Genomic DNA, 18751 nt, shown 5'->3' with positions numbered 1-18751 from the left:
CTCAGAAGTCCCCGTAGAGCGATTCACGCAGTTGCTGGCGGAACGGCTCCAGCTTGTGCGAGTGCGGATGGAAGCCCAGGCCGATCCAGCGGTCGGTCTCGCGGCCGGCGGCGTCGATCTGCACCTCGTGGCGGAACATTTCCTGGGTGGTGATCAGGTTGTCACTGACCCCGGTGATCTCGGTGATCGAGACCAGCACCCGGCGCCCGCTGCCCAGCCGCGAGATCTGCACGATGAAGTCGATGGCGCTGGCAATCTGCCGGCGCAGGCTGTCCTCGCTGCCCTGGAAGCCGGCAAAGCCGGCCAGCATCTCGATGCGGTACAGGCAGTCGCGCGGCGTGTTGGCGTGGATGGTGGCCATCGATCCGTCATGGCCGGTGTTCATCGCCTGCAGCATTTCCAGCACTTCCGCGCCACGCACTTCGCCGACCACGATGCGGTCCGGGCGCATGCGCAGACTGTTGCGCACCAGGTCGCGGATGCTGACCGCGCCCTGGCCCTCGGCGCCACCGATGCGGCTTTCCAGGCGCACCACGTGCGGATGGTTCAGCGAAAGCTCGGCGGTGTCCTCCACGGTGATGACGCGCTCGCTGGGTGGCACGTAGCTGGCCAGTGCGTTCAGCAGCGAGGTCTTGCCGGAGCTGGTGCCGCCGGAGACCAGGATGTTGCATCGGCCCAGCACCATTGCCTTCAGCAGGGCCTGCATCGGTGCGTCGAAGGTGCCCTTGGCGAGCAGTTCGTCGGGGGTGAACGGGTCCTTGCGGAATTTGCGGATGGACACCATCGGCCCGTCCACCGCCAGTGGCGAGATGATCGCGTTGAGGCGGCCGCCGTTGGGCAGGCGCGCATCGACCATCGGATTGGAATCATCCAGCCGGCGGCCAAGCGGCGCGAGGATGCGGCGCAGGATGCGCAGCAGGTGGGTGTCATCGGTGAAGCGCTGGGTGGCACGCCGGAGCTGGCCACCCTGCGAAACGTGCACGTCCTTGAAACCGTTGATCAGGATGTCTTCGATGGAGGGGTCGTGGAGCAGGTCGTCCAGCGGGCCGAAACCGGTCAGCTCCTTGACCAGGCCCTCGGCAACCACCTGCATCTCTTCTTCGTTGATCGGGATGCGCCATTCCTGGATGAAGCCCACGGTCTGTACCTGCACCCAGCGGGCGATGGTATCCGGGGCCCAGGAATCGATGTCGATGCGCTCGTCCTCGATGCTGTTGAGCAGGTGCTCATGCGCGGCCGACAGCACCTTCTGGTACTGCTCGGTCTGTGCGAACGGCAGGTGGCCCGGGCTTTCGTGCAGCAGCGGGCGGGCAACGGCATGCGGGAACGGGGTTACCTTGTCTTCCATTGCGATCCACCCAGGGCAAGGGAGAGTCTTTCCCGCAGGCCATGCGGCTGGACCGGGCAGGCAGCCGGGTCCAGCCGTGACACAAGCGGGGCGAGGGCACGCAGGTAGGGATCGCGCGGCGCATCCTGCAGCAGCAGGCGGCCCTGGCTGGCGGCAAGGCGCACACGCGGTCGTTCAGGCAATGTCGCCAGCAACGGCAGTTCGAAGCGGCGTGCGATCTGTTCCGGGCTCATGCCGCTGCTGTCGTCGTGGCGGTTGATCACCAGTTGCAGGCGTTTCTCGCGCTCGCGCTGGCCTGCAAGATGCTTCAGTGCCTGGTCCAGCGAGACCAGCGTGGCGATCGACGCATCGGTGACCAGCCAGATCTCGTCTGCCTGGTCCAGCAACAGCGGCGGCAGCTGCCGCAGCGGGCAGCCGCCGGCATCACACAGCACGCTGGCGAACACCCCGCGCAGGCGCTGCAGCAGCGCGCCAGGGTCGGACGGGGGCACGGCATCACTGCCGCCGGCACGGTCCAGCAGCACCAGCCCGGAGTCATGGCGCGCCATCGCGGTGCGTGCAAGGGTGGCGTCGATGCGGCTGGCGTTGCGCAGCGCATCCTCGTAGTGGAAGCGGCTGTCGAGATTGAGGTACAGCGCAAGGTCACCGGCGGGCTGCGCCAGTTCCATCAGCAGGCCGTCCTGCTGCACTGCATCGCCCTGGGCGAGGGCCCGCGTCTGTTGCGCCAGCACCGAAAGATGTGCGGCCAGGGTACTGGTGCCGACGCCTGCGCGCACGCCCAGCAGCACGATCAGGCGCGCCTTGTGCGCGTGCTGCGCCACCGCGGCCGGGCGCGGTGACAGCGCACGCCGCAGGGCCGCCTCGATGCCGGCGTTGTCACTGTCCAGGTCCAGCACATCGCGCAGGCCGGCGCGCAGCGCGATCACCACGCCTTCGACCTGGCCGGCGCTGGTGGCGCCGACCGCGACCAGCGCCAGGTCCGGTTGGGTCTGCTGCAGCTGCTGTGCCAGCACGCTCGAGGCAGCCGCGTGCTCGGGCCGGAAGTCAAGCAGCACCAGGCTCTGCGGCCCGCGTTGCAGGTCCTGCGCAGACGTCGGCGCACTGCTGTCCTGCCAGTGCAGGGTGGTGGTCGGCGGCAGCTTGGCGGCCAGCCGGGGCAGCAGTTCGCGGTCGATGCCGTACAGGACCAGGTTCATCGGCGGTCCTTGCGGATGCAGCGGCTGGGCGGTGGCGTAGGGCATGGGCGTGGTTCCGCAGGCGTCATGGAAGTCAGCGCGAGAAGCCGGGCACCGGGTCCTGGCTGACCGGCCCCAGCAACCACGACCCCCATTCGGGAAGATGCGGCTTGGCTTCGCGCTCGCCAGGCAGCGGCAGTTCGGTGTTGCGTGCCAGCGGCTGCACCAGACGCGGGGTGACGATGATCACCAGCTCCTTGTCCTGGCGCTTGTAGTCGAAGTTGCGGAAGAACGAACCAATGATCGGCAGGTCGCCCAACAGTGGAATCTTGTTGACGTTGGAGACGATGTTGGAGCTGACCAGGCCACCGATGACGAAGCTCTCGCCATCACCCAGCTCGACCGTGGTATCGGCGCGACGAGTGGTGATCGAGGGAATCTGCACGTTGTTGAGCACGATCGCGTTGCTGTAGTCCAGGTCGCTCGCCTCCGGCGCGACCTTCAGCGCGATCCGGTTCGGCGCCAGTACCGTTGGGGTCACGGTCAAGCCGATGCCGAAGGGCTTGTAGGTGATGGTGGTGGTGCCAAGCCCCTGCGGCTCCAGGATCGGCAGCTCGCCACCGGCCAGGAAGCTGGCGCTCTGGCCGGACAGTGCCACCAGCGTCGGCTCGGCCAGCACGCGCGCCATGCCATTGCTCTGCAGCAGTTCGACATCGGCGTTCCACCGTCCCTTGGTCGAGCCGAACACCAGCCGGAACGCCGAGGAAATCGGCGACACGGCCTCGTTGCTGCTGTTGCCTTCCTTCATGCCGGGCAGCAGGCCGGTATTGCCGGGCAGGCCAGTGCCGGGCCGCGCGAAGCCATAGGCGAAGCCGCCGTTGCGGTTCTGGAAGTTGATGCCGATCTGCTTCATCGCGGTCTTGTTGAACTCGACCACCTTGACCTCGACCTGGACCACGCCCCCACTGTTGATGGTGGACGCATCGGCAAGCATGCCGTCCTTGCCCAGCGCCATCGCCGCAGTGCGCTGTTCCTGCATGTGCGTGAGCATGCTGTCGGTGCTTCCCTGCAGGAGGCCCTGCTGGTCCTGCTGGGTGAACACCAGCCCGGTACCGCCGGTGCTGGCAGCGCCCTGTACGGCGCTCTGCACCCGTACCGTCAACCGCTGTGGCTCGGCCTGTCTGCGGTGCCACAGCAGCAGGGTGGTGGTGCCAGGCGTCTTGCCGACCAGCAGCGCCTGGCGCTGCCCGCGCAGCATCACGATGTCGGCCACACCCGGGTCGGCAATGGCCACCCGCTCCAGGTCGGCCGGCAGGTTCCAGGGACGCTGCTCGCGCGCCTGCAGCACCAGGTCATCGGCGGCCACGCTCGTTGCCGGCGCCAGCAGCACCAGCAGCAGGGCCAGCCAGCGCTGGCGGAGGGAGAGGCGTGGACGGCGGCGACGTTCGGTCATGGATGCACTCGATGCAGGTCAAAGGGAGGCACGGGATGCGGAACTGTCGCCGCGGATGATCTCGATCCCCGACGCGCGCGGTGCACTGCGACGTGACGCCGGCGCGCGCGCCGGTGCATCCGGGGTGCTGCGTGGCGGTGCACTGCCACGTCCGGCCAGCGCGTCGCTGTCGATACCGGCAAAGGCGTGGTTCTCCGGCCGCTGCAGGGCGAGCTGCTGTTCGGCGTCGAGCCCACGCAGCGGGTCGATCACTCCGCGCGATTGCGGGAACAACGCCAGGTCGGGCAGGCCAGTATCGGCGGGATTGCGCAGGGCCAGGAAAAGTTTGCCTTGCTGCGCACCCAGCAGCAGCCGGTTGGCGTCGGCCACCGGTACCGCAAGCACCGCGCTGCGTGCGGGTTGCGGCGCTTCATTGCTGCTGCTGTGCGTGCTGCCACTTCCGGTGATGTCGGCAGCGCGCGGGTCGTTGCGGGTGTCGGCCTCGCTGTCGGAAATAGTCTCTGTGGCCAGCGGCACGATGTCCTGCTGGCCGTAGCTCAGGACGCGCAGGCGCGACAGCAGCAGGCGCGTCTGCGCCGCTTCGCCAGGGCTGTTGATGCTGGGCTGGGCGTTGCGCAGGTTGAGGAAGACGTCGACGAAATCACCGGGAAGGATGCGGTTGCCGGCACCGACCAGTTCGTCCACGGGCACGGCCAGGGCACGCTCGCCCGGCCGCAGCTGCAGCGAGAAGCCCTGAGCCAATGCGCTGCCGTTGATCACACTGCCTTCGGCAATGTCCTGCACCGGCACCTTGCCGGTCACGGCGGCAATGCTGGTAGCGGCGCCGGGGACGGGTGCGGTGCGCTGGGCCAGGCGCAGGCCGTTGGCGCTGATCGGCTCGCCCGCAGGCAGGCGTGCCACGGCTTCGACCACGGTGATCGCCTGGGTCTCGTTGTGAGCGACCGGCGCGACCGTTGCAGGTGCGGCGGGTTTGCGCCCGATCATGAAGGCGATCAGCGCCAGCAGCACGGCCAGGCCGATCAGGGCGACGGCAGCGATGCGGGTCAACTTGAGCATGGAACCATCTCCAAAGTACCGATCATCAATTGCCGCTGCCGAGATCGAGCTGCGCGACCGCGACGCTGCGGATGGGGGCCTGCATCACCCACTTGTAGAGCGTGGCGGTGCCGGGCAGGAAGGGATGGCTGGCGTAGTCGTAGCTGACCGTCACGGTCATGCACTGGGCCGTGGCCAGACCGGCGCAGGGTGCCTGTGCCGACACCACGATGGCGTTGCTGCCCCCCGCGCTGCAGTCCACGTTCTGCCTGGAAAACTGCAGCAACCATTGCATCGAGGTGCGTGCGGCGACGCAGGCGGCGGTGCGTCGTTCGCTGGCGGTGCCGTAGCGCAGCGAGGCACGCGCGCCTTCGGCCGATGCGGTGGCCAGGGTCTGTTGCGCCGCCATGATCATCACCCCGGAGAAGGTGAACAGCAGCAGCGGCAACAGGCCGAGCATCAGCATCAGGGCGAACTCGATGCTGGCGACACCGCGTTGCAGGCGTGGGCTGCGGATGTTCATGGTGCACCTCCGTAGATGCTGGCCAGCACCCAGCCGATGGCGGCCAGTGCCAGGTAGGCTGCATAGGGAATGCCACGTCGTCCCTGGCGGGCGGCCTGCATGTCACGCAGCACCGGATGCGCTTGCCACTGCGTGCTGGTGCGATTGACCTGCATCTGCAGGTGACCGGGCAGCAGCACGCCCAGGCGGCGACCGGCCAGCACCAGTACGGCATGCAACCCAGCCGCGAGGCTTGCCACCAGCCAGACCGGCAGCAGCGCCTGCCAGCCCAGCATCAGGCCCAGCACGGCAAAGAACTTCACGTCCCCGGCGCCCATCAAGCGCAGGGCATGGAACGGCAGCAGCGCCAACAGGCCGATCGCCGCGCCGGCAAGGTGGGGCAGCCACGGCTGGCGCGGCGCACTGAACTGGCCGACCACGATCACCGCAGTGGCGATCACGCATGCGGCGACCAGCCAGTTGTTGGGCACTCGACGGGCATACAGATCACTGATCGCGATCCGCAGGCACACGCCGATGGCCAACAACCCCAGCACTGTCATCGCACACTCCATCGTCCGTCACTGGACGGTCTTCGCCTGGTTCCATGCGCCCCGCCGTCGCGGCTCTGCCGGCCGCGCGCGGTCGCCGCTCAGGTCGTCGAGCCCGAAGCCTTGGTGGCCAGTGCGGAGAGGTTCTTGAACAGCGTTTCGAAGAACCCCTTGATCTGGTCGTTGCCGACCGCAATCAGGACGCCAGCTATCACGGCAGCCAGCAGCCCGTACTCGAGCGCGGTGACGCCGTCTTCTTCCTTCAGGAATTTGCGGATCGATGCGTTCATGACCAATGTCTCCCTCTACCTGTCTGCGGATGCAGTACACCTGCGTTGGGCGGTGGCCCGGCTCCGCCGGGATCGTCCGTGGGCCTCCGCGCGTCCTGGCGGAGGAGGCACGGCGGGATAGGCCCGCTGTGCTCAAGCAGGGTGATCGTTTCCAGGCGGGACATCGGCCGCACGGTCGCGACCGGACGGCCCGGGGCCGGTGGTCGAGGCATCCAATGATGCGTGCGTGGTCATGCTGTCCCCCTGGGTGCGGCCAGATCAGATGGCTCGATCACCGTAATGTCGACTTTGCCTGAATGGCGGTTGGCTGCAACCGGAACCTATATGCAAATTCGGCAGAAACCCCGGAAGCCTGAAAATTTCAGATGGTTTTTGTGACGAAAATCCGTTCGCAGGCAAAACGATTCATTGTCGTGCAGATAATGTGATTCGCCTTGTGGTTCCATGCGAAAACCGTGCCACCTGCTCAGACATTTTCTTCACTTGTGTATCCCGTTTCATCATTCAGCGCCGCGGGTTTACCTTTGCCGATTATTGGGCATACTCGTATTCAAGCTCTTGCATTGATTTGTACGATCGCATCGACGCCGGCGCTGTCGGCGTGGCAACGGAAATGGATTCTGGATCGTTGCGCGCCCTGTCAGGCAGTGGGGGCCGCAGCGGATGGCGGATCAACGGGGGGACAACACTGTCATGGTCGATGGTGGGGTAGAGGACAGCGACGACAGCGGCCTTCGGTCGATAGACCTGGCCACGCTGAGCGGCGTGCTTCGCGTCTGCGATGTCGAACTGCTGCTGCTGGATGGCAACGGGCCACGGGCGGCGTTCGCTTCGCGCGTGCACGAGGAAGCCCTGTTCTGCAGCATCAGCTGCGGCTTCCATTGCCGTGGCCGTTTCATGCTGCCGCCGGACTGGGCGATGCTGGGGTACCTGCACGCCACCGATGAAACGATGAGCTGGTGCCACGGCGTGCCGCTCTCGCCGGGCATGGCGCTGACGATCATGCCGGAGGGCATCAGTGAGTTCACCCTGAGCCCGGGCACGCACATGACCCTGATGCTGGTGCCGGTGGCCCGCGTCCAGCGCAAGCTGACCGAACTGAGCCTGCGCAGCACGCCACCTGCTGGCCAGGCACTTTCGCTGTTCAACCTGGCCAGCGATGCCACGCCGCTGGCACGCCATTACCAGCAGCTGCACCTGCAGCTGGGGCAGGGTGCAGGCCTGCAGCCGGATGAGACCGAGAACCTGCTGCATGAGCATGTGCAGGCCCTGCTGGGCGCCGGTGCGGCGGATCGCCCGGGCTGCACCCGTGCGCGGCGCACGCATTATCTGATCGCGCAGCGTGCAGAGAACTTCATGCGGCTCAACCTGCGTCGCAATATCTACATGAACGAGATCTGCGATGCCGCCGGCGTCAGCGAGCGCGGCCTGCGCTATGCGTTCGAGGACCTGTTTGGAACCTCGCCGAACCGCTACCTCTCCATGCTGCGCCTGTGCGCGGCCTGCCGCAGCCTGTCGATGGCGGACTCCAGCCGTCGCTCGGTGAAGGCGATCGCCCTGAGCTGCGTGCTGTGGGACCTGTCGCGCTTCGCCGACAATTACCGCAAGGTATTCGGCGAACTGCCGCGCGACACCCTGATGCGCGCACCCGCGCAGATCGGCCAACCGGCCTGATCCAGGCCCGGCAAGGGTTTTTGCGGAGTTTATGCCGGAATTGCGTATCCGCTTGCCGATCGTGTTGCCGCTTATGCATAGCCGGCTGCCGATTCCGGCCGTGGATTTGCCGGAATGCGCGATTGCCGTGCCGGATTGAAGTGCACCGCCCTCGTTGCAACCGCTGGAATGTCAGTCACCTGCCTAGCGGCAAGTCCACTGACATTCCAGTTGTTCGCCTACGGGGGAAATGCTCATGAACCGCATCTACCGGCGTGTATGGAACCGCCAGCTCAATGCTCTGGTTGTGGCCTCGGAACTGGCCACCGGCGACAGCGGCGGCAGCGCCGCACGCGATCCGCGCGCCTTCCTGCTGATGCCCACGGCCCTGGCCCTGGCACTGCTGTGTGCGCTGGCCAGCGGCCATGCAGGGGCCTCGGAAACCAATCAATCGCTGCGTGACCTGCAAGCACTCGCGGCAAAGTATGCGCAGCCGATGCCGGTCAAGGTTGACGCGGAAGTGGCCCTGGCTGCCGCCGCGCGACAGGCGCAGAACAGCCCCGCACTCAGCGCGGATGCTCGTCTGGGCCTGCAGTTGAACACCACGTCGCTGCCGGTGGTACGTGACGTGTTGCCGGCCACCGTGCAGGTGAAGCTGGCAGCGAACACCGTGCCGAAACAGGTGGCCGTGCCGGCACTGGCGGCTGATGTCCGCGCCAATGTTGGCGTGGGCAACGCTGCGGCCAGGGCGGCACAGGTGGATGCATCGCTGGCTGCGCACGTTGCGCCCGGCGCGCAGGCGCCGCTGGGCGTTGCTGCCAATGCGCGCGCCAGGGCCAAGGTCGGCATCGCTGGCCGCCAGGTCGCTGCGATCGATACGGGTGCCCAGGCGGCCGCCGGCCTCAGCGGTGCAGCCGCCGGATCACTGCCTGGGCTGAAAGCCACCGTCGACGGCAAGGCCGACACGCATCTGGCGGTCGCTGGCCATCACATCGAGGGGCATGGCCAGGCCCGGGCGACGGCGGCAGTCACGCTGCCGGCCAAGGAAGAACTGCCGGGTGAAACCCATGATCGTGCCATCAGTGCCGCGTTCGATGCCGGCGTCGCCGGCAAGGTGCGCGTGCAGGCGCCAGACGGCCAGGAGGTAGTGGCCGATCGCAATCTGAAGCTGGCCGGACAGGCGACGGTGGCCGCACAGCACAGCGCGCTGGGCGTCGGCAACCTGGTCGGTGGTGCGGTGGGTGCTGTCGGCGGGACGCTTCACGGTGCCGCGGGCGCAGTTGGTAGCGCGGTGGGTGGCGCGCTGAACGGTACTGTCGGTACCGTTGGCGGCGCACTGAACGGCACCGTCGGCCAGGTCGGCGGCGCACTTGGCGGCACGCTCAACAATACGGTAGGCGCGGTCGGTGGCGCAGTTGGCGGCGCACTGAACGGCACCGTCGGCCAGGTCGGCAGCGCAGTGGGCGGCACGCTCAACAACACCGTCGGTGCAGTCGGTGGCGCGCTGAACGGTACTGTCGGTACTGTCGGCAGTGCGGTGGGTGGTGCTCTGAACGGCACTGTCGGCCAGGTCGGCAGCGCAGTGGGTGGCACGCTCAACAACACGGTGGGCGCAGTCGGTGGCGCAGTTGGCGGTGCTCTGAACGGCACTGTCGGTACCGTTGGAAGTGCAGTGGGCGGCGCACTGAACGGCACCGTCGGCCAGGTCGGCAGCGCAGTGGGCGGCACGCTCACCAACACGGTCGGCACGGTCGGCGGCGCCGTGGGCGGCATTCTCAACGGCACCACCGGCAGCACCGCCGGCGACCTGGGCGGTGTGCTGGGCAGCACGCTGGGCAGTGTCGGAAGCGCGGTGGGCAACCTGCTCAACGGCAATCTCAATGGCACCGTCGGCAACCTGGGCAGCGCCGTGGGGGGCCTGGTGGGAGGCACGCTGGGCAGCCTCGGCCTGACCCAACCCTCGGCGATTCCGCCAACCAGTCCGAAGGCGCCCGCGCCGGCCGACCCGAATGCTGGTCTGATCATCGGCACCGGTGGCCTGGTCGGCAATGTCGGCCAGCTGATCGGGCCGACCACCACCAGCCTGTTCGGCGGCAATGGCTACCTGAGCAACGGCAATCTCAAGCTCAGCAACGCCAACGTCATGCAGACCTATTCGACGGTCAATGTGCTGGGCCTGCCGGTGGTCAACCTGTCGCCGGTCGGCAGCACGCTCAACGGCCTGGGCGGCGCAGCCACGGGCGGCAGCTCGCACCTGACCCTGATCGGTGGCGTGACCTCCGACAGTTACATCTACAACATCAACAACGGCAATCCCGGTGGCCTGCTGGGCCTCCTTCTGCCAACCGACTCGCCGGCGTGGGCGGCCAAGTGCCTGGACATCGCGCTGGCCGATATTTCCTGCTGGGCGGTCAACGCGGCACAGGACTACCAGGTGTTGATGGGCGATGGCGCCTTCGCCAACGGGTCCAAGGAAGTGGTGATCGGTGCCAACGCACGCCATGAACTGCCGAAGGTCGATGCCAATGTCGCCTTCCCCGGCGATGGCGTGAACGATCCCAGCAATCCGACCGGCGTGCCGACGGCCGACTATGCCGCCCGCATGGGCCACTCGGTCGTCGTCGGTGACAGTGCCGTGGGCACCGCCAACGGACAGACCCTGCTGGGTGCCGAAGCCACTTCAAACCAGGCCAACTCGGTCGCGCTGGGTTACCGCTCCGCTGCACTGCGCGGCGCGCAGGCCAGCTACAGCGCCTACGGCCTCACCGCACCCCAGGTCTCGGCCGGCGAAGTGTCGGTGGGCACGGCCGGTGGTGGCGAGCGCCAGATCACCAACCTTGCCGCGGGCAGCGCCAATACCGATGCTGTCAACGTGGCCCAGCTGAAGGGCGCCATCAGTCTGATCGACGATGTGGCCTCCGCAGCGGTCACCTATGACCTGGACGGCTCGGGCAACCCGAACTATCGCCGGGTCACGCTCGGCGCAGGCACCGGCACCACCACCATCGGCAATCTTGCCGCTGGCGCGGTCACCGCCGGCAGCCTGGAGGCGGTCAACGGTGGCCAGCTGGCGGCGACCAACAGTGCCATCGCCAGCTTCTTCGGTGGTCGTGCGGCTTTCGATCCGGCCAGCGGCATCTTTACTGCACCGTTGTTCGAGATCAGCACGATCTCCACTGGCGGTGCCATCGCCAAGGGCCTGTATGAGAATGCCACCGATGCCTTCGCCGCGGTCGATGGCTCGCTGGTCAACCTCAACACGCAGATCACCGACATCCGCAACGGTGGCACCAAGTACCTGCGGGTGAACTCGACCGGCACTGAGGCGGTGGCCAGCGGCGCCGACTCGATCGCGGTGGGTACCAATGCCCGCGCCACTGCCGCCAACAGCATCGCGGTCGGCGCCGGCAGCCTGGCCGACCGTGCCAACAGTGTCTCCATCGGTGCGGCCGGTGCCGAGCGCCAGGTCACCAACATGGCCGCCGGCACGGCGGCGACCGATGCGGTCAACGTGGGCCAGCTGCAGGCCTCGGAGCAGGGCGCCCTGCGCTATGACCTCAACGGCGACGGCAGCGTCAACTACGCCAGCGCCACGTTGGGCCAGACCGGCACGGCAACCACGCTGCGCAACCTTGGCCCGGGCCAGGTCAGTGCCACCAGCAGTGAGGCCATCAATGGTGCCCAGCTGTTTGCCGCCAACCAGGCGGTGGCCACCCATCTGGGCGGTGGTGCCGCGGTCGATGCCAACGGCGTACTGACCGCACCGACCTACTCGATCAACAACGTCGCCGCCAACGGCACGATCACCAAGGGCAACTACAACGACGTCGGTACCGCCTTCGATGCCGTCAGCAACTCGCTGGCCAACGTCGCGGACCAGACCGGCGAGATCGACAAGCTGGCCGTGAAGTACGACGTCGATGGCAGTGGCAACGTGCTCAACAGCGTGACGCTGACGGGTACCGGCACCGGCGCGGTGAAGATCACCAACGTCGCCGCCGGCAGCATCCTGGCCGGCAGCAGTGATGCCATCACCGGCGACCAGCTGTTCAGCACGAACAGCACCATCGCCACCTACTTCGGTGGCACCACCGCCTACAACGGCACCACCAACGTGTGGACCGCGCCGACGTTCAGCATCTCCAGCATCGCCACCGATGGCACCTTCACCAGCGGCGATTACAACAACGTCACCGCCGCCTTCACCGCTGTCGACGGCTCGCTGAAGGTCCTCAACCAGCGCATCACCAATGGCGGTGGTGGCAGTGCGTACCTGGCGGTCAACTCAACGGCGGCCGCAGCCACTGCAGCCGGTGCGGAAGCCGTGGCGGTCGGTCCGCAGGCCAGTGCCGCCGGTGCCAACAGCGTGGCGGTCGGCAACGGTGCCAGCAGCAGTGCCGGTAACAGCGTGGCGCTGGGCGCCGGTTCGGTCGCCAGCGTCGGTGCACAGAGCGGCTACACCGGCGCCTACGGGCAGACCGGTGCCAGCAACTCGGCCGGTGAGGTCTCGGTCGGCAGCACCGGCAGCGAACGCAAGATCACCCATGTTGCCGACGGCTCGGACACCTACGACGCGACCAATGTCGGCCAACTCAAGAACGGCGTGAACTACGCCATCGACGAGTCGAAGAAGTACACCGACCAGAAGATCCAGAACATCACCAACGTGGCGGGCAGCTTCCGCGCCAACAACACCAACAACCTGGCCGATCCGTCCGCCAGCGGCGCCAACTCGGCCGCCGGTGGTGCAGGCTCCACTGCCGCCGGTGCCAACTCGACCGCGCTGGGCAATGGTTCGCAGGCGCAGGCCGACAACTCGGTGGCGCTGGGTGCGGGTTCGGTGGCGAACCGGGCCAACACGGTCTCTGTCGGTGCCGCCGGTGCCGAACGCCAGGTGGTCAACGTGGCAGACGGCTCGCAGGCCACCGATGCGGTCAACGTGCGCCAGCTGCAGGCTTCGCAGCAGGGCACGATCCGCTACGACACCACGGTGAACGGCGCGACCAACTACAACAGTGTCACCCTGGGCAGCACCAGCAGCGGCCCGACCACGGTGCGCAACGTCGCCGCCGGTACTGCTGGCACCGATGCCGTCAACGTCGACCAGCTGAAGTCGGGCATGGCGCAGACCCTGGACTGGTCCAAGGCCTACACCGACGAGCGCATGGGCGGCTTCGAGCGCGACCTGCGCAAGACTGACAATCGTGCTTCGGCCGGTATCGCGTCGGCGATGGCCACCGCAGCGCTGCCGCAGCCGAGCGAGGCGGGCCGCAGCATGGCCTCGATCGCGGCTGGCAGCTACAACGGCGAATCGGGCGTGGCGGTCGGTATCTCCGGTGTCTCCGAAGGCGGCCGCTGGATCTACAAGTTCAGCGGTTCGACCAACAGCCGTGGCGAGGCCGGTGTGGCCGTCGGTGCCGGCATCCAGTGGTAATCCCCGCCGCCGGGCCGCACCCGCGGCCCGGCATCGCGGAAACGTCTACAGGGGGAACGACATGAAACAGCATCGCATCGCCCGCGCCGGCCAATGTGCCGCCACGCTGGGCCTGATCCTGGGGATGGGCCTGCTGGCCGCCTGCCGCAGCCATGCGCCGGCCGCCGACGGTCCTGCCGACGCCACCGCCGTGCACTTCCCGGAGGCCTCCAAGGCCTCGCTGAAGGAAGGCATCTATCCCGACGTCGCCGACCTGCGCCGCTTCGCGCCGGGCATGAGCAAGCGGCAGCTGTACACGCTGCTGGGCACGCCGCACTTCAATGAAGGCATGTGGGGCGTGCGCGAGTGGAACTACCTGTTCAACTTCCGCACCGCGCAGGGCGCGGAGTACTTCACCTGCCAGTTCCAGGTGCGCTTCGACAGCAAGGGCATCGCGCAGGGCGGGTATTGGAAGCCGGAGTCGTGCGCGGCCGTGCTCGAACCACCGCGGCCACCGGCGCCGCTGGCACCGGCACCGCTGCCGGAACAGCCGCTGCGGCTGTCGGCCGACGCGCTGTTCGGCTTCGACAGCGCGGTGCTCAGCGCCGAAGGCCAGCAGGCGGTGCAGGGCATCCTGGCGCAGGTACGCGAGGCCGCGCAGGTGCAGTCGATCAGGGTAACCGGCTACACCGACCGCATCGGCAGCGCCAGCTACAACCAGGCACTGTCGCAGCGCCGCGCCGATGCCGTGCGCAACGCGCTGGTGCAGGGGGGCGTGCCTGCAGCCAGCATCAGTGCCGAAGGACGCGGCGCGGCCGAGCCGATCGTGCAGTGCGAGCAGCGCAACCGGCGCGAGCTGATTGCCTGCCTGGCACCGAACCGGCGCGTGCAGATCGCCGGGATGGCACAGCCACATTGACTTTCCTGCGCCGGGGCGGTGCCCCGGCATTCCGAGTCCCCCCTGACCGCCGGCAGGCGTGGCAACGTCTCCCCCGTCGTCCACGCCTGCCTGCGGCTCAGGTTTTCAAACGGTGCACGCGATGAATGCCCAATTCCTGCCACTCTCCATGAAGACGGAAGCTACGCTCAGCGTGTACGGCCAGCTCGGCAATCATGCCGTGGTGCGCATCCCCGGGCGGCGCCTGCCGGGCCTGATCCTGCAGGCCGACACCGTGGCCGGATTCCTGGCCCAGTTGCAGGAAGCCCAGGCCTGCCTGCGCAGCGGTCGCGCACAGCGCGCCGACGCCGAGCTGGACATGCTGATCGACGTGCTGCAGCAGTGGTACGCCCTGATCGAATCGCGCCTGGCCGACGCCGGCGAGGCCCTCTAGCAAAAAAAGGGGACGGAGGGGATTAAGTCGTTTCCGGCACAGCCGGGGCATATGCGACTTAATCCCCTCCGTCCCCTTTTTTCAAGCGCGGGCGCGGATCAACCAACAGGCGGCATCCACACGAACGCGGTCACCTTCGATGAACGGCGCGAATGCGGCCAATGCTTTTCCGCGAAGCATTGTGGCGCGGGCTTCCGGCATCGATCGCAGGGCCAGTCCCAACGGTCCCAGGTGGCCGACATAGGTCGGCAGGTCTTCGCGGGCGAGCGAACAGGGCAGGTCCACCGCAACCACTTCCACGTCATTCCAGCCGGCGGCCTGCAACAGGCGCTGCACGCGCTCGCCATCGGCAAAAGCGAACTGTCCCGGTGCGCCGGGTACGCGGGGCGGGAGATCCAGTACATCGCCGATCGCGCGCTCGGCAGTGGTCATGAATGGATTTTCGTCGGCACTGCGCCAGGCGATGAAGCGCAGCCCAGCGCCGGGTGTCGTGGCACGATGCAGGTTGGCGAACGCGGCCTGGCTGTCCTCGAAGAACATGACGCCCAGCCGCGACTGGATCCAGTCGAAGTGCGCGGGCGGCAGCGGATGGCGCTGCGCGTCTGCCACGATCAAGTCCGCGTCCAGTCCCGCAGCCTCGGCGCGCTGGCGGGCCAGCGCCAGCATCGGCGCGGAGATGTCCAGGCCGGTGCAATGTGCCCCGGGGCGCGCTGCGGCCGCGGCCAGCAGGCTGGCGCCGGTGCCGCAGCCGATGTCGAGCAGTTCGGTAACGGTCTCAGGAAGTTCGGTGACCAGCAGGTCGGCCATCGGCTGGAACAGGCCGTCAAGAACGGCCTGCTGCGCAACCCACGCCTGGCCGCCAGGGCCGTTCCACAGGGCGTACTGATCAATGGGAGATGTGCTGGCCATGGCCTTGCCTCGACGGGTAGTTGCCCATAGCTTGGTGCTTGAAGGTCACTTGAGGTCAAGCCCGTGCGTGAACTGGATATCGGCGAGGTGGTCAAGCGCAGTGGCGTGCCGGCCTCGACCTTGCGCTACTACGAACAGCTGGGGTTGTTGCATGCGCTGGGGCGCCTCGGCCTGCGCCGGCAGTACGACAAGCGGGTGCTGGAACGGCTGGCCTTGATCGGCCTTGGCCAGGCGGCCGGCCTTTCGCTGCAGCAGATTGGTGCATCACTGCCGTCGCAGCATGGACGCATCTCACTGGACCGCGAGGCACTGCTGGCGCAGGCCGACGTGCTGCAGCGGCAGATCACCCGGTTGCAGCGGGTGCGCCGTCAGCTGCAACGCGCGGCGGCATGCCCGCTGGCGGAGGATGCCCGGTCGTGCAGTTCGTTCCGGAAACTGTTGCGCGCGCAGCAGCGGACGAGGGGATGAGAGAAGAGCCTCCACGCCCCGCGTGGATCATCAATCGCGGGTGCTGACTTCCCAGGTGGCATGCAGCACGCCCGGCACCTGCTCCATCCGTGCCAGCACCACGTCCAGTTCATCGGCACTCACGGCCGTACTGACCAGCACTGCGATCACATCGGTAGGCGCGTCGGCATGCTCGACCACCTGCACATCGCCCACCGGATACTGCGCCGCTTCCAGCGCATCGACCAGGCGCTCGCGCACCCGCGGCACGGCGTCGGCATCCACGCTCAGGCGCACCTCGTAGGTGGCTTCGGTCGCTGCCTCGTTGATCGGAATGCGGTTGATGGCATTCACCAACGGCCGCAGCAGGGTGTTGCCGGCGATGATCAGCACGGTCAGCAGCACGCCCTCGGCCAGCATGTCCGCGCCGGTGCAGCTGCCGACCGCTGCAGAGCACCACAGGGTGGCGGCGGTGTTCAGGCCACGCACGTTCATGCCTTCCTTCATGATCACGCCGGCGCCGAGGAAGCCGACACCGGAGACCACGTAGGAGATCACCCGCACCGCCTCGGCACTGCCGGCGATGCGCATGCCGAGGTCGACGAAGGCGGCGGCACCGACTGCCACCAGCACGTTGGTGCGCAGGCCGGCGGTGCGTTGCCGGTACTGGCGCTCGGCACCGATCAACGTACCCAGCACGAAGGCGGCCAGCAGGCTGACCACGGTGTCGGCGAAAGGACCGGCCTGGAAGGTCTCAATGAAGCGCATGGCCGGAGTCTACCCGGTCGAAGTGACAGTAGATCCACGCCATGCGTGGATACCCGGAAGTGCCAGAAACGACTTAATCCCCTCCGTCCCCTTTTTCGGGGTCAGTCGGTGTCGTCGACGCGCTCGCCCATCAGTTCGCGCTGGCGCTTGTCCAGTTCCTCGGCATAGCGCTTGCGTACGAAGGCTTCGGACACCACGCCCAGCACCTGGCCGTCGGCGCCGACCACGGCCAGTTCATCGGCCTGGGTCTGGTCGAAGCGCTGCATCACGCTGACCACGTCCGCGGACGGCGACAGCGAGATGTCACGGTTCTCGGCAAGCTCACCGATCGCGGTCTCCGGCTTCACGCCATCGCCGTACACGCGTGGGATCTGCACGATGCCCGCGTAGTGGCCTTCGCTGTCGATCAGGATCACGCGGCTGCCCGAGCCCAACGGGAAGCGCTGGCGGAAGGCGGCGGCGTCGAGGTCAGCGGGAGCCGTGGAAACCCCTTTGCGCATCATCCGGCCGGCATTGAGGTTGTGCACCCAGCCGACGTCGCGCGCGCTCCTGATGGTTTCGCCACGCAGGTGCATGCGCCAGGTCGAGAACGAATAGCCGAACCACTGCCGCACCAGCGTGCTGGACACCAGCACTGCACTCATCACCACGCTGGTCAGCAGGAAATCGTGGGTGCCCTCCAGCACCAGCATGGCCATGGTCATTGGCGCACCGACCACGGCAGCGGCCAATGCGGCCATGCCGGCCAGCGCCGCAGAGGTGGCGTCGACCACGGGCACGCCAGTGGCCATGCCGAGCAGGCCCGCGAACAGCGCGCCGACCAGGGTGCCCATGAACAGCGAGGCAAAGAACAGGCCGCCGCGGAAGCCGAAGCCCAGCGAGATGCCCGAGGCCAGGCATTTCAGGGTCAGCAGGCCGCCGATCCAGATCAGCGGCAGATGCGTGGTCAGGTCAAGATGCAGCGCGCCGTGGCCTGACGACAGCACCTGTGGGCTTGCCATGGCCAGCGGGATCAGCAGCAGGCCGCCCACCACCGGCCGACCCCAGGCAGGCAGCGGGCTGCGCTTGACCGTGCCCTCGATCGAGGCGATGAGCCGCATGATGACAATGCCGACCATCGCGCAGCAGCAGCCGAGCAGGCCGTAGATGGCGTAGTCGGCGGCGCGCACGTCGATGGTCGAGGCGGCGGGCAGCAGGTAGGCCTCGATGCCGGCCTGGTCGGCCACAAACGCGCCGGCCAGCGCGGCGACCGCCACCGGGGCCAGTGCGGCCGGCGTGTAGGCGCCGATGACGATCTCGAAGGCATAGAACGCACCGGCCAGCGGCGCACCGAAGGCGGCGGCAATGGCACCGGCGGCACCGGCGCCGACCAGGATGCGCACGTCGTTGCGGCGCAGGCGCATCACCCGGCCCAGCTGCGAGCCAGTGCCGGCCCCCATCTGCGTATACGAAGCTTCCAGCCCGACCGAGGCGCCGCAACCATTGGACAGCAGGGTCTGGGTCAGCACGATCAGGTTGTCGCGCATCGACATGCGGCCGCCGTGCAGGGCATTGGCTTCCACCGCATCGAGCAGGGGCCGCTTGAGTCGCGTTGCCGCCAAACTGACCAGGCCCACCAGCAGGCCACCCAGCGGCAGCACCAGCAGCGCGGTCCAGGTCATCGAGGGCAGGGAGCTCAGGCGCATCCCTTCATCCAGCCCGTACAGCGTGCCCTGCAGCCAGCGTGCGATGCCGGACTGCAGCAGGGTCAGGTAGCCGGCAAGCAGGCCGACCAGCAGGGCAAGTGCGATGAACCACAGGTCGCTGCCGCGCAGCCGCAGGCGCAGGCCCTGGAAGGCCGAATGCAGGCGCGATGGCGAAACAGGCAGTGACATGG

Annotated in this window: 15 protein-coding genes; 5 read left to right on the top strand and 10 right to left on the bottom strand. The window is 67.6% G+C overall.

The features are described 5' to 3' along the window. Position 1: 1 nt before the first annotated feature. The 7 genes from ACSDHM_RS10540 to ACSDHM_RS10510 form a co-directional block, all read right to left on the bottom strand. Positions 2 to 1348 carry a CpaF family protein gene (locus tag ACSDHM_RS10540; RefSeq protein ID WP_061479830.1) on the bottom strand — a complete coding sequence of 449 codons (1347 nt, stop codon included), beginning with the start codon at positions 1346 to 1348 and terminating at the stop codon, positions 2 to 4. Beyond that, a complete protein-coding gene (locus ACSDHM_RS10535) occupies positions 1333 to 2589 on the bottom strand; it encodes an AAA family ATPase (RefSeq protein ID WP_005416986.1) in 1257 nt (418 codons plus the stop codon). The genes ACSDHM_RS10540 and ACSDHM_RS10535 overlap by 16 nt, the downstream gene beginning before the upstream one ends. A 28-nt stretch (positions 2590 to 2617) precedes the next feature. Beyond that, positions 2618 to 3976 (bottom strand): type II and III secretion system protein family protein, encoded by a 1359-nt coding sequence (locus tag ACSDHM_RS10530; protein WP_188240894.1) that lies wholly within the window; start codon positions 3974 to 3976, stop codon positions 2618 to 2620. An 18-nt stretch (positions 3977 to 3994) separates the two neighbouring features. Continuing rightward, a complete protein-coding gene (gene cpaB, locus ACSDHM_RS10525) occupies positions 3995 to 5032 on the bottom strand; it encodes a Flp pilus assembly protein CpaB (protein WP_072167501.1) in 1038 nt (345 codons plus the stop codon). Between the two features lie 25 nt (positions 5033 to 5057). Further along, positions 5058 to 5534: a TadE/TadG family type IV pilus assembly protein gene (locus ACSDHM_RS10520; RefSeq protein WP_072167502.1), complete on the bottom strand. Its 477-nt coding sequence runs from the start codon at positions 5532 to 5534 to the stop codon at positions 5058 to 5060. Then, a complete protein-coding gene (locus tag ACSDHM_RS10515; RefSeq protein WP_072167503.1) occupies positions 5531 to 6076 on the bottom strand; it encodes an A24 family peptidase in 546 nt (181 codons plus the stop codon). The genes ACSDHM_RS10520 and ACSDHM_RS10515 overlap by 4 nt, the downstream gene beginning before the upstream one ends. Positions 6077 to 6165: 89 nt before the next feature. Then, a complete protein-coding gene (locus ACSDHM_RS10510) occupies positions 6166 to 6354 on the bottom strand; it encodes a Flp family type IVb pilin (RefSeq protein WP_005416979.1) in 189 nt (62 codons plus the stop codon). 693 nt (positions 6355 to 7047) lie between these two features. On the opposite strand from ACSDHM_RS10510, the gene ACSDHM_RS10505 reads away from it, so the two are divergent. The 4 genes from ACSDHM_RS10505 to ACSDHM_RS10490 all read left to right on the top strand — a co-directional run bounded on the left by ACSDHM_RS10505 (position 7048) and on the right by ACSDHM_RS10490 (position 14751). Continuing rightward, entirely contained in the window at positions 7048 to 8028 is a 981-nt protein-coding gene (locus tag ACSDHM_RS10505) for a helix-turn-helix domain-containing protein (RefSeq protein ID WP_439426255.1), read from the top strand. A 235-nt stretch (positions 8029 to 8263) separates the two neighbouring features. Then, positions 8264 to 13441, top strand: a complete 5178-nt coding sequence (locus ACSDHM_RS10500) for a YadA-like family protein (RefSeq protein WP_439426254.1) — start codon at positions 8264 to 8266, stop codon at positions 13439 to 13441. A gap of 61 nt (positions 13442 to 13502) precedes the next feature. Then, positions 13503 to 14339, top strand: coding sequence for an OmpA family protein (locus ACSDHM_RS10495; RefSeq protein ID WP_111200613.1), 837 nt, complete (start codon positions 13503 to 13505; stop codon positions 14337 to 14339). A 148-nt stretch (positions 14340 to 14487) separates the two neighbouring features. Beyond that, on the top strand, positions 14488 to 14751 hold the full coding sequence (locus ACSDHM_RS10490) for a DUF6959 family protein (RefSeq protein WP_231352155.1): 264 nt from the start codon (positions 14488 to 14490) through the stop codon (positions 14749 to 14751). Positions 14752 to 14832: 81 nt separating this feature from the next. On the opposite strand, the gene ACSDHM_RS10485 is transcribed toward ACSDHM_RS10490, so the two are convergent. Beyond that, entirely contained in the window at positions 14833 to 15660 is an 828-nt protein-coding gene (locus ACSDHM_RS10485) for a class I SAM-dependent methyltransferase (protein ID WP_439426253.1), read from the bottom strand. Between the two features lie 63 nt (positions 15661 to 15723). On the opposite strand from ACSDHM_RS10485, the gene ACSDHM_RS10480 reads away from it, so the two are divergent. Beyond that, on the top strand, positions 15724 to 16128 hold the full coding sequence (locus ACSDHM_RS10480; RefSeq protein WP_353761334.1) for a MerR family transcriptional regulator: 405 nt from the start codon (positions 15724 to 15726) through the stop codon (positions 16126 to 16128). 30 nt (positions 16129 to 16158) lie between these two features. On the opposite strand, the gene ACSDHM_RS10475 is transcribed toward ACSDHM_RS10480, so the two are convergent. Beyond that, entirely contained in the window at positions 16159 to 16875 is a 717-nt protein-coding gene (locus ACSDHM_RS10475; RefSeq protein ID WP_005416969.1) for an MgtC/SapB family protein, read from the bottom strand. Positions 16876 to 16976: 101 nt separating this feature from the next. Then, positions 16977 to 18749: a chloride channel protein gene (locus ACSDHM_RS10470; protein WP_194433856.1), complete on the bottom strand. Its 1773-nt coding sequence runs from the start codon at positions 18747 to 18749 to the stop codon at positions 16977 to 16979. Positions 18750 to 18751 lie beyond the last annotated feature (2 nt).

It is taken from the genome of Stenotrophomonas sp. T8 (assembly GCF_051853085.1).
Lineage (GTDB): Bacteria > Pseudomonadota > Gammaproteobacteria > Xanthomonadales > Xanthomonadaceae > Stenotrophomonas > Stenotrophomonas sepilia.
The sequence above is the reverse complement of the archived record's forward strand: the minus strand, read 5'-3'. Positions and strand labels throughout refer to the sequence as shown.